Below are 12,688 nucleotides of genomic sequence, written 5' to 3' on the forward strand. Positions count from 1 at the left end.
CTTGAGATAAATTGGCTGTGCGCATTGTACGTTTTTTTTATGATAATCACCAGTTTTGCCGCTCTATAGTGTTGATTTATGATTAAATATTGGTAGATTTCTTTTTTATGTTAGGCGCGCTTCATGACAGCTGATGTAGTAGTGACAAAACCTGCTCCCAATTTTGCCTTTATGGCTCAGCATTTGTTTACGGCTATCTTGTGGGTCGATGAAAATCTGACCATTACTTGGCTAAATACTCAAGCAGAGCAATTGCTGGCGACCAGTAGTGGCCGCCTACTGGGGCAATCTATCTTGGCGCTGCTCACCCCAAAGACCTCAACATCGACTTTCCAAGACCACCCCAAAGTTCATCTCAAAAGCCATAGCGATACTCAGAGCTCTAAAAAAACAAAGGATGCCTCTTGTTCCTTGAGCGAGCGCTTTCGGCAAGCCAGACTGTATCAACAGCCGTTTATTGATCACGATCATCTTGTGAGCACACAATTGAACAATCATACAGCGCTGCTGATCGACTATAGCGTGACGCCGGTCATTGATGCGCAGCAACATGGTTTTATCATTGAGATGTGGGGCAAGGATCGCCAAAGCCGTATCTCAGAAGAGCAGCGCCAGCAGCAGCAATATAACGTCGCGCGTCAGATGCTACGCTCGGTCGCTCACGAAATAAAAAACCCATTGGCCGGTATTCGCGGGGCGGCGCAGTTGTTGCAGCGTCAATTTATCAAGTTTAGTGAGGGCGTTTTTTTTGCTGAGGCAGCTCTCACTCAGCAAAGCGCGGCCAGCCTCCATCACGACAAACAAAAAAACGCGGCAAAGCTGCGCAGCTACACCGATATCATCATCGCAGAGACCGACCGTTTGACTCAGCTTATCGGTCAGTTTCTTGGCTCCCATCAGCTACCAAACTGGCAAATGCTCAATATTCATGAGCCGCTAGAGCATGTCTTGTCTCTAATCGTCAACCAATATCCACATGTAACGCTACAGCGTGATTATGATTTGTCACTGCCTGAGCTCTGCGCTGATAAAGATCAACTGATTCAAGTATTTTTGAACCTCATTAATAATGCTTGTGAGTCGATGACTGAGTTTGAACAAACACTACAGCAGCATAAAATCTCAGAGTCTCAAGAAACACCACAAGCTACCATGCAAATGGATAGCAATTCTACTTATCAGCCCATACTGCATCTACAAACACGAGTGGTCTTTCAGCACACCATCGGCAGCCAGCAGCACAAACAAGTTTTGCAAGTGACCATCACCGATAATGGCTCAGGCATAGATGCCGATCTCATCGGCCAGATATTTTTTCCGATGGTCACCAGCCGCGCAGCAGGCACGGGTCTAGGGCTGTCTATTGTCCAAGATATCATCAGCCGCCATCATGGTATGATCGATGTCAGCTCCGCCCAATCGAGCACCCATCACACACGCCAAACTCAGTTTGCTCTGTATTTGCCCTTTAGCCAGCCAGACCTTACTATAAAAACCTCATAACAATCCTATGATAACCTCATGACAACCAAGACGCCCTCTGATGTTATCGCCCACTAGGCCCAAGATATGACTGAGTATAATGACCACCGCGCTTTACATGACCATCAACCCTCAAGCGATCAGCCAATACCTGCTCAAACGGACAAGCCCAGCAGTCCTGCCGCTGCTACATTATGGCTTATCGATGATGATGCCGCCCTACGCCTGATATTGGCCGATACCTTTGAGGATGCAGGGCTCACTGTGATTAGCTTTACGCAAGCGCAAGCGGCATGGACACGCCTAAATGATATCTTGCAGCAGCAAACACCTGCAGACCAGCTCCCTGATGTGATATTGACTGATATTCGTATGCCTATGATGGATGGTCTGTCTTTTAGCGACTGGGTACATCAGCATTTCCCTCAGCTGCCCATCGTCATTATGACGGCGCATTCTGATCTAAGCTCTGCCATCAGTAGCTATCAGACGGGCGCGTTTGAATATCTGCCCAAACCCTTTGATTTAGATGACGCGGTGACAACGATTTATAAAGCCATTCATTATCAGTCCCATACCGATGTTAAGACAAAAAACACCAGCAAACCCGCTGTCAAATCAGATGCGACGCCCAACGAGCCCAATAAACCTACTGAGCCGACTGGCCATACAAATCAAGCACCCAAAACCTCATCAACCACCGCGCCGATCAAACCAGCTGCTAAAGAGACATCCCCGACACCACCCGCCGCGACCGACAACCCCAGCGGCATCATCGGTCAGTCACAAGCGATGCAAACGGTGTTTCGCGCGATTGGCCGTTTGGCCCACTCTCCCATAACAGTGTTGATCACAGGCGAGTCAGGCACTGGTAAGGAGCTGGTCGCCAGCGCCCTACATCAGCATTCACCGCGGCGACAGCAGCCTTTTATTGCCTTAAACATGGCAGCGATTCCGCATGATTTAATCGAATCTGAGCTATTTGGTCACGAAAAAGGCGCGTTTACGGGGGCGACGACCACACGGCAAGGACGGTTTGAGCAGGCCAATGGTGGGACGCTGTTTTTAGATGAAATCGGTGACATGCCGTTTAGTACGCAGACACGTTTGCTGCGAGTATTGGCCAATGGCGAGTTTTATCGCGTTGGTGGGCAGCAGCCTGTCAAAGTCGATGTGCGTATCATCGCCGCCACTCATCAAAACTTAGAAGCACTGGTCAAACAAGGTAAGTTCCGCGAAGATTTGTTTTATCGCCTTAACGTCATACGCTTGCCTCTGCCGCCCCTGCGCACACGCCGCGAAGACATCCCTGCCCTCGCCCGCTACTTTATGCAGCGCGCCGCCGAGCAGATGAATACTGCCAAAAAACATCTGCATCCAGCAGCACTGCAAGTCATGCAGGCGTTTGAGTGGCGCGGTAATGTGCGTCAGCTCGAAAATGTCTGCCTGTGGCTGACCGTGATGGCCACCGGTGACACGGTCATGGTAGAGGACTTACCGCCAGAGCTGCTCGATAGTGTGCCAGCGAGTATAACGCAGCAACCACAGCCACCTCATGCAGCGCGCCCATCCCAAATCCCGCCGCAGAACGATATAAACACCCAAGGGTCGATCGACTCTAGCGCTACTAGCCCCAATCCACCTATGATGACGCAGACCGACTGGCAACAGCCTCTAGCCGCATGGGCAAAGCAGGCGCTACAGACCGGCGAGACCGACATCCTACAAACAGCAATGCCTGAGTTTGAACGCGTGCTACTCACCGCCGCCCTTAACCATAGTGGTGGCAAAAAAATAGCGGCGGCCCACCTGCTAGGCTGGGGACGCAATACCTTGACACGCAAATTGCAGCAACTAAACCTCACACCAGCACAAGATCAAAATAAATATCACTAAAACGTTAAAAAAACTTAAAACAAAAGTCCTTTTATATCATAAACTTATAAAAAATATGAAAAATAATTGCTAAAATATCGAAAATAATTGCAAATAGGGGTTGCCAAACAATTTAAACTCTATATAATAGCCAACCACTGAGACGCACTACCGAATCAGTTAACTATTTCGATAGCATTTGAGTTCACATGCTTTTGATGATAGAGTAACGAAAATGGGGCTGTGGCGGAATTGGTAGACGCACCAGATTTAGGTTCTGGCGCCGCGAGGTGTGAGAGTTCGAGTCTCTCCAGCCCCACCATTTTCGGATAGTGATAAACGTTCTCAAACCTATACTAGACCTGCTTTCAAGCAGGTTTTTTTATGTCTGCAATTTGAGTCTAATCCCACGATGGGATAGACCGTGGGATTGCGCAGAACTGCCCCATCCCCCGCAAACCTTTATTCTATGCGCGTACAGCGCCGCCGTTTACCAATCCGAGCCGATTTGCCGTGGGATTGAGCATAAATATCCGTCATATCCCGTCACTTTTATTATCTAATTATCCGCCCTCGCCCTAGGCACCGCCAAGCCGCAATCAACATCGTCACTATCGTCAAAAACCACATTTTTTTATCGTGGGCGAGGCGGGGCTTCGATTGCGATTTTTGCTGGACGAAAAAAATCCGCTCGACTGGGAGCGGATAGTTCGTCTGTGTGTTACTGATTAACTATTATCTTTGAGCAGCTCATACTCTTTGAAGCGGATGACTTCTTCGCCTAGCCAATCATTAATCTGTAGCATGGTCTGTTGTAAAGGCATAAGCTCATTGACTGCGAAAACTCTGGCCGCTTTGATTAGGTCGCCAAAGCCGGCGGTGTTAGTTGGTGTGGCGCCCATGAGTTGGGGCGGTACTCGATGCGCAGCGGCTATGTCAATTCGACTGGCTTCTTTAATCTTGAAGAAGTCATCATTGGCGGACACTTCACTGATTGGTAAGATCTGAATGCCGTCTTTTTTTCCGTTTGGCGAATACATAAAAAGATTGCGGAAGTTACCAGGGCCTTTGCTGTCTTTGAGTGCTTTGCGGATCGCGTCGATGTCTTCTTTGTTTGTCGCTGGGTCATTGATATATAAAATATAACCAGCATGGCTGCCATTCAGATAATACTTGCGGCGGAATAGTGTCGCTGACTCATCAAGCCACGCCGCATTAAGCGCTGATAGATATTCAGGCGCACCATAGACTTCTTGGTTGATATCTGGTTCAATCAGATGACAGATGTTGTCGGCTTTATACTTATGCGGTTCGGCCCAGCTATGCGTTGCAAAGTAGTAGCTTTGAGCGTCAACACCGACGCGCATGTACTTAGCAAGTGGAACATTTAGCTTCATGGTTTTTTTAGAGCGTGAGGTAACGCGTTCAATGTAGGCATTGCCAAACGTCATATAGTCCAAGACTAAGCGGCTAAAATCACGATGGGATAATAACGGATGCGGGATAAAGGTGCTGGCCAAAATATTACGTTTAACAAATATCGCGCTGCTATGATGCGGCGATGCGCGCATAGTTTTGGCCAAAGCGTCTGGATCATACGGCGGTGCATACCACAGTTGATGATTATGACATTCGCCCCAGTATAAGGTTTGCCATTGTTCCATCACTGGGATGGGATCGCCGAAGGTAAAAGCCTCCATGCCCGGCATTTCTACCACTGCATGATTTTCTGTTTCATTCATTCAAATATCTCCAGTGCGGATTCGTCTTCACCTTGAGCGATCGCTAAAGGTTCTCTATGTAGTGCGTGCATTAATGCCCATGCTAAATCCGCATGGCCCGTGTCTTCATTGCGGTCGGCTTTATACGTGACCGCCTTTTCGCTGCTAGTGATTGTTTTGTGTATCGAAGTAAACGCGCCTACTACATCCGTCCATTCGTGGTCAAAAGTTAAGCGGCCTTTTTTGATAACGTCCTTTGTCTTTAGGACAAATTGCTGCTTCAACTCTGGGCTGTAATGCAGCTTGACAGCTTGCGGATAAAACTTAATGACCGACTGATAGACACCAATGCCAAGACCAGTCACGTCAATAGCTATATACTCCACGTTATACTTTTCTGTCATTTCTCTGATGACGTTTGCTTGTGCTTCGAAATCTGGGTTTTTAAACTGCAAACGCTCAATGCCACGAATCATGCCGTTTGGTGTGCTAGGCGCTGCCAAAATTACTAAACCTGCACTGTCACGGCTCAATGATGGGTCATAACCAAGCCATACGGGCTGGTTCCCCAGCGGTCTTGGCGTGTAGGGTTTATAGTCTTCCCATATCTCTAACGTATCGACCATGCATGATTGCAACTCTGCGACGCTAAATGCTGACAGCGTGTCATCAATAAACTCACACATAAGCAAGTTATTGAACTCGTCCTCGCTGTATTCCATCCGCAAGTCATCAATGTCGAACAGGTCACAACCACCGTTCATAGCGTCATAGACATTGACGACTTGCCGCCATTGTTTATCACCGCACAACTTGCCATTTTTTAGATTATGCGGGGTGACATCAATCTCAATCCGGTCATCGCCCTTACGCCCACGGTTGTAGAGCTGACCCGTCCAAAACTTGTAGGCTTGATGTTGTTTGGATGATGGCGTGGATATGTAGGTTTGCCGCCATTTTTTGTGCATCGCCATGCCAGACGCGACTTTTCTGAACTCAATAAATTTATGAATCCAAAAGTATTCGTCCATATAGACATTGCCGTGATAACTCTGCGCGGTACGGCTGTTTGTACCCAAAAAATACAGGCTTGCGCTGTAGTCCTTTTCTGGGCCTTCGATGTTGAGTGTAATTGGGTCGCCGGTCAGCTCAATCCCTGCCGTTTCCATCGCCCACGCACAGATATATTCACGGAATACACGCGCTTGCGCCTTCGATGCGGATAAAAATATCTGATTGCGGCCAGTCTCGATAGCATCCAAAAAAGCTTCGCGCGCAAAGTACCAAGTCGCCCCGATTTGGCGCGACTTTAATAGGTTTCGGATACGGTTGGTGAGTCCTGCCTGGTACCACGTTTTTTGATAATCAAACAGGCAATCACGGAATGAGTCTTTGAATTTATCGATATCATCTATCTGTATGACGTTTGATGGGTTTTTCTGGCCTTGCTTACGACCCCGATGCGATAGTTTTGGATTGATATCCGATTGTTTGCCAGATTCATTGTATTTATGAATTTTGGCCATACGCTCGACTTGGCGGCCTAGCAAATCTATTTCTTTGAAGTCTTTTCCTGTTTTGTCATCTTTATTGATCAGCTGAACCAATCGCGCTTCAAGCGTTGACTCTACGCGGTCTATGGGCTTTGCGTCATCCCAGCCGTCTGACTTTTTCCAACCGTCCACGGTGGTGCGCGGTGTATTGACCATTTCCGCGATGGCACTAATGCTCCACCCCTGCCAATAAAGACCACGGGCAACGGTTTTGGGGTTCTCTCCAGTCGGTAAGGTAATCAGCGATGACATCAATTCAGCTCATAAACGATATGCAGCTACTTTCCTTTAGTGAGTCTTTTTAATCATCGCCGTTTGTGGTGGATTAACACCTATGCACCGTATTTGCTTTTGTTTTTAATTTGCGTAGCGGTCAAAGTAAAGCTTTGTAAATGAACCTCCCTATTATCTTTACTCATGGACCGTCTATGACTACCAAAACATTTCGAGTTGCACGCGCCGGACAGACTACGGACGGCCGTGAAATCACTCGCGAACAGATCACCCAAATGGCCTCAAGCTATGACCCTGAAGTTTATGGCGCGCGCGTTAATTTAGAACACTATCGCGGCTTTATGCCCAACTCTGACTTTCGCTGCTATGGCGACGTGGTGTCACTATCGACTGAAGAAGTTGGCGATCACCTCTATCTATTGGCTGAGATTGAACCGACCAAAGAGCTCATCGCTTTGGCCAAGTCGAAGCAAAAAGTATATTTCTCAATCGAATTTTATCCAGAATTTGCAGATACGAAAGAAGCCTACATGGTCGGCCTTGCTTGCACTGACTCCCCTGCTTCGCTTGGCACCAGTTACATGCAGTTTTGTCAGCAAAATCCAGATGACAGCCCATTATCTGCACGCAAACAAAACCCTGATACATTTATCAGCACAGCCGAAAGCGTTTGGGAATATAAAGACGAACCAAAATCTGTATTGGCATCAGTCAAAGAGCTATTCGCCGCGCCCACTGCTACCAAAGCCGAAAAAAGTAAAGAAGTCGCTACCGCTGAAGCTTTCGCTGACCTACCAAGCACAATTGATAGTGTTAAACAGGTAATGGAAGCAATGGCCACAGCGCTAGACACCACTAATGCGAGTATTGGCAACTTGACCAACACTGTCACCGAGTTTGCAAACAAACAAAACGAGATCGAAACGTCACTAAAAACCGTGCAGGCCAATCTCGACAATACACCTGATGACAACTATACCGAGCGTCCGGCTGCCACCGGTTCATCTGATTATGTCAAGTCTGACTGTTAGGCTAAACGGCAACTAAAATCAATTATCTAGGACAAACACAATATGAAAAATACTACCCGTCAGCAGTTTAATGGCTATCTTGCAAATCAAGCAGAGCTAAATGGCGTACCAAGCGCTACCGAGCAATACACGGTCGAGCCATCAGTACAGCAAAAAGTTGAAACCCGAGTTCAAGAATCAAGCGAGTTTTTGAAAAAGATTAACGTCATCCCTGTTACCGATCAAAAAGGTGAAGCGCTTGGGCTTGGTATTAGTGGCGGTATCGCAAGCCGTACCAACACCAAAAACGGTAAGCGCCGTGAACCGAAAAACGTTGGTGAAGTGGGCCCTATTTACACTTATGTATGTGAAAAGACAGACTTTGATACTGCTATCCCTTACAACAAGCTAGACAGCTGGGCGCGTGATCCAAAGTTCCAAGAGAAAATTCGTGACGCGGTACTAAAACAGCAAGCGCTCGATCGTATCACTGTCGGTTTTAACGGCACTCATGTCGCCGCTGATACTGACATTGATGTCAATCCGTTGTTGCAAGATGTCAATATCGGCTGGTTGCAGAAATACCGTGATAACGCACCTGAGTCAGTAATGACTGAATCAGAAGTGGGCACCAGCAAAGTCTCTGTTGGCGCGTCTGCCACTAGCTATAAAAACCTTGATGCTCTGGTTAAAGACTGTGTTGATCAGCTGATTGATCCTATCGTCCGTGATGATAGTGATTTGCGCGTGATTTTGGGTCGTGATCTCAAGCAAAGCCGTGATTTCAACATGGTCAATGACAACAACACGCCAAGCGAGGTTATCGCGGTCAATAGCTTATTAATGCTCGATAAAGTGGGTGGTATTACGATTGAACCAACTCCGCCAAATTTCCCTGCTGACGGCATTTTGATCACACCTTTAGATAATCTATCAATTTACTATCAAGAAGGCAGCCGCCGCCGCAATCATAAAGATGAGCCAGAGTATGACCGCGTAGCTTTTTATGAATCAGACAATGAAGCGTATGTGGTTGAAAACTACAAAGCTGGCTGCTTGATTGAAAATGTTGAGCTTGTCTAATGACTGAAGGATGGGACGGATGAAAATTAACGAAGGATGGGAATTATGAGCGACAACATGACCCCAGCGCAGCGACATCGCCAGGCCGCGCTGGCACAAAAAGAAGTAACCAATATCACGGCGGGCCCTAATAGCGCCTACCGCTTATTGCAATTGAAACTACGCGAAGACAAGCAGCTGCTCAAATCTAAGCAGTCAATCCAAGCCAAGATTGAGCTAAAACGCGAATTGGTTGGACACTACGACGAGTGGATCAACGCAAGCTTGGCATCTGGCAAAGGCGATCAAGACAATCTATTGACCACGCTTATGCTTTGGCATATCGATATCGGTAGCTTTGAGCGTGCGCTTGATATCGCTGACTATGCGATGACTCATAAGCTCAAAATGCCCGACGCACACCAGCGCACGCTTGCAACGGTAGTCGCTGAAGAGATTGCTGACACTGCCAAAAAACTGGCTGCCAGTGGTGAAATCAATGATGAGCAAATCGCGCAAGTATTGCGAGCATCAACCATAACAGCTGAAGAAGACATGCCTGATCAGGTACGTGCAAAACTCGCACGTCAAGTAGGTGAATTGACTGAAGCTGTTACGCCAGAATTTGCCCTTGAGCAATTTCAAACAGCGCTAAAGTTTGACGAAAACAGCGGCGTCAAAGGCTCGATCAAACGCTTAGAAAAACAGCTTAAAGAAAAAGAGGTGCCAGAAGAAAAAAACTCGGTACCAGAACCAGATTTGTCTGAGCAATCAGGCGAAAACAACTCGTAGCCGCGAGCCGAGGCGGCTCATAACTGCATTCAGTTGATACTGCACATGACAATTATGACCACCGCCTCACCCTATTTTATTTTTATTTTATAAATGATTTTGGAGCCGTTATGGGTTTTAGCGCTGTCAATCCGGTACGTGACGATGTTGTGACCACCCCGCCATTTATGCCTGACTTGTCTGTCAAGGAATTTGGCGACGCGATGAAGCTTGACGGTACTGTCACCCCTGCGCGTATGGCATATGCGCTAAAAGATGCCGCGCTGAGCGTATGCCGTGAGCTGAAAAGCTGGGTCAGCTTTGTCATAGATAGTGATGGGTTTTTAACCCTTGCTGAATATGATGTGGCTTACCGCACTGATAAAAGCTTTAGTTTCAAAAAAGCCGTCTACAACACGGCAAAAGCACAATTAACCGAACATTACCGCGATTATGACACTGGCCGCGATGCCAGCGCACGCAGTAAAGAGCTGACACCCACAATTGACAGCTGCTACCGCAATGCACGTAACGCCATCGCTGACATTACCGATGAGCCGCATTCGACAGTTGAGCTAATCTAATGCGTACCGTGCAAACGATGCAAGGCGACACGGTTGACCTTATATGTCTGCGCTACTTTGGCTTTACTGGCGGCGTCACTGAGCAAGTCATGTCACTCAATCCGCAATTGACCAATCATGATTTGGTATTACCGGCTCTTATCAATATCGCGTTGCCAGACGCGCCAAAACGACAACAAAAAGAGATTATCCAATTATGGACGTAAATCAAATTCAGCATGTTGTCAGTTTTGATGATGTTATACGTGAACACATGACTTGGCTGCTTGCCACATTGCCGATTATTTATGCTGCCATCGCTGGTGCTGGGATACGCTTGCTATTGGTACGCGCCGAACCATTTTGGATGCGCACACAAAACGCGGCTGCTGGGGTTTTGTTGGCTATTACGTTGGCAGAGACCACAGCAATGCTATTCACTAACGGCAACTATGGCAGTGGTTATGCAGTCGTCTACGGAATGGTCGGCCGTGAGCTTTTTGTCACGATGTACGAATTCATTCATGACAGGGCCGCACCGGTGCTACTGTCCGCGATGCGCCACTACTTCCCTTTCTTATTCACAAAAGACAACGAGGACAATCATGACAATACTTAGCGTCATCAGCACTCTATCTATCGTTGTCATTGCTCTCGTTTGCGCGATGACAATTATCAAATATCACAGACAATTAGGTTTACTTGTCACCTTAGCCATTTTATTTTTTGCGCTGTCTTGTGTGGGACTTGCCTTTGATGAGACCACCGGACGCGATGGCGTGTGGGCGCTGCCAACATTTCGTATGCTGGCCGCGGCTGCCACTGCTACCGCCTATTTTAAATTACGCGCATTTTGGGCCCGCTACGGCGTTTTTATCAGCGCAATCAATCAGACTGGAGATAAAACAGCATGAGTAAAACTAAACCAATGACCCTAATTGACTGTGATTTTAAAGTAGCCGCGCGCCGACTGCGCTGTGATGAAGCTGCTATCCGCGCGGTCAGTGATGTTGAGTCGCGCGGCGATGGGTTTTTATATGATGACGATTCAAAAGAGTGGCGCATTAAGATTTTATTTGAGCGTCATATCATGTATCGACTGCTCAAAATCGAAAACGGACGTGACAAAGCGCTGTCTGCCGTCTATGCCAATCCCGATGTGGTTAATACGCGCAGTGGTGGCTACAGCGGCGGCAATGCCGAACATGATCGCCTTGCTAAAGCCCGTCGTATTGATAAAGACTTAGGTTTAGAGTCTGCCAGCTGGGGCATGTTTCAGATTATGGGCTATCACTGGGAGCGTCTTGGCTATAAATCAGCTGTGGATTACGTACTGACTCTCTCCAAGGGCGAACCTGAGCAGTTAGAGGCATTTTGTCGCTTTATCGAGACAGATAAACGCTTGCTCAATGCCATTCGTAGCCGTGACTGGGCCATGTTTGCAGAGATATATAACGGCCGCGATTATAAGAAGAATAAATATGACACTAAAATGCGTGACCGTGCCAAATACTGGGATAAAGAGTTGGCGAAATGATATTTGATGACAGCCTACGCCGATTTTTAACTGATAAAGTCGAGTTCTTTCAAGAGAACCCCGACCGGCTGATTATTAGCGTAGAAAAAGGCTCGCTAAAATGGACTGGAACCAGTTTGAGTCATCGACAGCAATACCAATTACTTGTCGAGGTAGACGAATGGCCTGAGCGTCTGGACGCGAACAGCATTATCGTTCCTATCCTTGACTGGTATCAGAAGCACCAAGACCCAGTTCCACCAACGTCACCACCACCGATTGAATTTGAATCTTATATATTGAGCAACTATACGACCACCGTAGTCTTTACTATCAAAGTCGAAGAAATTGTCCAGGTATCTACTGATACCACTGGTAACTACGTTTTCAATACTTGTCCACGTCCAATTCTACACCCACCTAAACCACCTCATAACCCGCACAAATAACTATGAGCGATTTAACTGAACTAGCCACTGCACTACCGGAATGGGCCACTGCTATCGCATCACAGCTGGATAGCAAACAGTTAAAAAAAGTCAATCGTACTCTCGCTATGGAAATGAGAGCGGTCAATCGCGACCGCATTCGCGCCCAGACAGATCCAGACGGCAGTCGTTTTGTCGATCCTCTAAAAGCCTCTAACAATCCTATGTTTCGAGAGCTAACCAAAGCACGTCACCTTAAGTTTAATGCGACAAGTCGTTACGCCCAGATTGGTTTTAAAGGTAGCGCGGCTAAGATTGCGCGTATTCACCACGAAGGTCAGCGCAGTACTGTCCGCCCTGATAGTTCTAAAAAATTCCCTTACCCTAAACGCGAGCTGATTGGCATTGCTCGTGCTGACAGACATATCATTATCCGAGTGCTACGCGAGTCATTAACCGCTGACTAATTACTG

The 12,688-nt window shown here is 47.3% G+C and carries 14 protein-coding genes and 1 tRNA gene; 13 read left to right on the forward strand and 2 right to left on the reverse strand.

Features of this window, described 5'->3' with window-relative positions; translation table 11 throughout:
- The first annotated feature begins 123 nt into the window (after window positions 1–123).
- From R0I52_RS00095 to R0I52_RS00105, 3 genes are all read left to right on the forward strand, one after another.
- Window positions 124–1,503, forward strand: coding sequence for a two-component system sensor histidine kinase NtrB (locus R0I52_RS00095; RefSeq protein WP_317052636.1), 1,380 nt, complete (start codon window positions 124–126; stop codon window positions 1,501–1,503).
- 66 nt (window positions 1,504–1,569) lie between these two features.
- Window positions 1,570–3,378, forward strand: a complete 1,809-nt coding sequence (locus R0I52_RS00100; protein WP_317052637.1) for a sigma 54-interacting transcriptional regulator — start codon at window positions 1,570–1,572, stop codon at window positions 3,376–3,378.
- A 216-nt stretch (window positions 3,379–3,594) separates the two neighbouring features.
- Window positions 3,595–3,679 (forward strand) — tRNA-Leu (locus R0I52_RS00105).
- A gap of 406 nt (window positions 3,680–4,085) precedes the next feature.
- Here R0I52_RS00105 and R0I52_RS00110 read toward each other — a convergent pair.
- Window positions 4,086–5,099: a phage portal protein gene (locus R0I52_RS00110; protein WP_201585205.1), complete on the reverse strand. Its 1,014-nt coding sequence runs from the start codon at window positions 5,097–5,099 to the stop codon at window positions 4,086–4,088.
- Window positions 5,096–6,883: a terminase large subunit domain-containing protein gene (locus tag R0I52_RS00115; protein WP_317052638.1), complete on the reverse strand. Its 1,788-nt coding sequence runs from the start codon at window positions 6,881–6,883 to the stop codon at window positions 5,096–5,098. Before R0I52_RS00115 ends, R0I52_RS00110 begins: the two co-directional genes overlap by 4 nt.
- 176 nt (window positions 6,884–7,059) lie before the next feature.
- Here R0I52_RS00115 and R0I52_RS00120 point away from each other — a divergent pair, with 176 nt between their 5' ends.
- The 10 genes from R0I52_RS00120 to R0I52_RS00165 all read left to right on the forward strand — a co-directional run bounded on the left by R0I52_RS00120 (window position 7,060) and on the right by R0I52_RS00165 (window position 12,682).
- Complete coding sequence (locus R0I52_RS00120; protein ID WP_317052639.1) at window positions 7,060–7,896, forward strand: GPO family capsid scaffolding protein; 837 nt, start codon at window positions 7,060–7,062, stop codon at window positions 7,894–7,896.
- Window positions 7,897–7,938: 42 nt separating this feature from the next.
- A complete protein-coding gene (locus R0I52_RS00125) occupies window positions 7,939–8,958 on the forward strand; it encodes a phage major capsid protein, P2 family (RefSeq protein ID WP_201585210.1) in 1,020 nt (339 codons plus the stop codon).
- Window positions 8,959–9,003: 45 nt separating this feature from the next.
- Window positions 9,004–9,729, forward strand: coding sequence for a phage terminase small subunit (gene gpM, locus R0I52_RS00130; RefSeq protein WP_201585211.1), 726 nt, complete (start codon window positions 9,004–9,006; stop codon window positions 9,727–9,729).
- Between the two features lie 110 nt (window positions 9,730–9,839).
- Entirely contained in the window at window positions 9,840–10,292 is a 453-nt protein-coding gene (locus R0I52_RS00135) for a head completion/stabilization protein (RefSeq protein ID WP_317052640.1), read from the forward strand.
- Complete coding sequence (locus R0I52_RS00140; RefSeq protein ID WP_201585213.1) at window positions 10,292–10,498, forward strand: tail protein X; 207 nt, start codon at window positions 10,292–10,294, stop codon at window positions 10,496–10,498. The genes R0I52_RS00135 and R0I52_RS00140 overlap by 1 nt, the downstream gene beginning before the upstream one ends.
- Window positions 10,489–10,890, forward strand: coding sequence for a hypothetical protein (locus R0I52_RS00145; RefSeq protein WP_317052641.1), 402 nt, complete (start codon window positions 10,489–10,491; stop codon window positions 10,888–10,890). The genes R0I52_RS00140 and R0I52_RS00145 overlap by 10 nt, the downstream gene beginning before the upstream one ends.
- On the forward strand, window positions 10,877–11,185 hold the full coding sequence (locus R0I52_RS00150; RefSeq protein ID WP_201585215.1) for a hypothetical protein: 309 nt from the start codon (window positions 10,877–10,879) through the stop codon (window positions 11,183–11,185). The genes R0I52_RS00145 and R0I52_RS00150 overlap by 14 nt, the downstream gene beginning before the upstream one ends.
- Window positions 11,182–11,808, forward strand: a complete 627-nt coding sequence (locus R0I52_RS00155; RefSeq protein WP_317052642.1) for an N-acetylmuramidase family protein — start codon at window positions 11,182–11,184, stop codon at window positions 11,806–11,808. The genes R0I52_RS00150 and R0I52_RS00155 overlap by 4 nt, the downstream gene beginning before the upstream one ends.
- Window positions 11,805–12,236 (forward strand): phage tail protein, encoded by a 432-nt coding sequence (locus R0I52_RS00160; RefSeq protein ID WP_317052643.1) that lies wholly within the window; start codon window positions 11,805–11,807, stop codon window positions 12,234–12,236. The genes R0I52_RS00155 and R0I52_RS00160 overlap by 4 nt, the downstream gene beginning before the upstream one ends.
- Before the next feature lie 2 nt (window positions 12,237–12,238).
- Complete coding sequence (locus R0I52_RS00165; RefSeq protein ID WP_317052644.1) at window positions 12,239–12,682, forward strand: phage virion morphogenesis protein; 444 nt, start codon at window positions 12,239–12,241, stop codon at window positions 12,680–12,682.
- The last annotated feature ends 6 nt before the right edge of the window (window positions 12,683–12,688 follow it).

The organism is Psychrobacter sp. CAM01, assembly GCF_032842965.1.
Lineage (GTDB): Bacteria > Pseudomonadota > Gammaproteobacteria > Pseudomonadales > Moraxellaceae > Psychrobacter > Psychrobacter celer.

What these genes read in the sequence shown, in the direction of transcription:
- R0I52_RS00140 (WP_201585213.1), top strand. Translation starts at nt 10,292, where the DNA reads ATGCGTACCGTGCAAACGATGCAAGGCGACACGGTTGACCTTATATGT.
- R0I52_RS00160 (WP_317052643.1), top strand. Translation starts at nt 11,805, where the DNA reads ATGATATTTGATGACAGCCTACGCCGATTTTTAACTGATAAAGTCGAG.
- R0I52_RS00135 (WP_317052640.1), top strand. Translation starts at nt 9,840, where the DNA reads ATGGGTTTTAGCGCTGTCAATCCGGTACGTGACGATGTTGTGACCACC.
- R0I52_RS00095 (WP_317052636.1), top strand. Translation starts at nt 124, where the DNA reads ATGACAGCTGATGTAGTAGTGACAAAACCTGCTCCCAATTTTGCCTTT.
- R0I52_RS00110 (WP_201585205.1), bottom strand. Translation starts at nt 5,099, where the DNA reads ATGAATGAAACAGAAAATCATGCAGTGGTAGAAATGCCGGGCATGGAG.
- R0I52_RS00165 (WP_317052644.1), top strand. Translation starts at nt 12,239, where the DNA reads ATGAGCGATTTAACTGAACTAGCCACTGCACTACCGGAATGGGCCACT.
- R0I52_RS00115 (WP_317052638.1), bottom strand. Translation starts at nt 6,883, where the DNA reads ATGTCATCGCTGATTACCTTACCGACTGGAGAGAACCCCAAAACCGTT.
- gpM (WP_201585211.1), top strand. Translation starts at nt 9,004, where the DNA reads ATGAGCGACAACATGACCCCAGCGCAGCGACATCGCCAGGCCGCGCTG.
- R0I52_RS00145 (WP_317052641.1), top strand. Translation starts at nt 10,489, where the DNA reads ATGGACGTAAATCAAATTCAGCATGTTGTCAGTTTTGATGATGTTATA.
- R0I52_RS00100 (WP_317052637.1), top strand. Translation starts at nt 1,570, where the DNA reads ATGACTGAGTATAATGACCACCGCGCTTTACATGACCATCAACCCTCA.
- R0I52_RS00125 (WP_201585210.1), top strand. Translation starts at nt 7,939, where the DNA reads ATGAAAAATACTACCCGTCAGCAGTTTAATGGCTATCTTGCAAATCAA.
- R0I52_RS00120 (WP_317052639.1), top strand. Translation starts at nt 7,060, where the DNA reads ATGACTACCAAAACATTTCGAGTTGCACGCGCCGGACAGACTACGGAC.
- R0I52_RS00155 (WP_317052642.1), top strand. Translation starts at nt 11,182, where the DNA reads ATGAGTAAAACTAAACCAATGACCCTAATTGACTGTGATTTTAAAGTA.
- R0I52_RS00150 (WP_201585215.1), top strand. Translation starts at nt 10,877, where the DNA reads ATGACAATACTTAGCGTCATCAGCACTCTATCTATCGTTGTCATTGCT.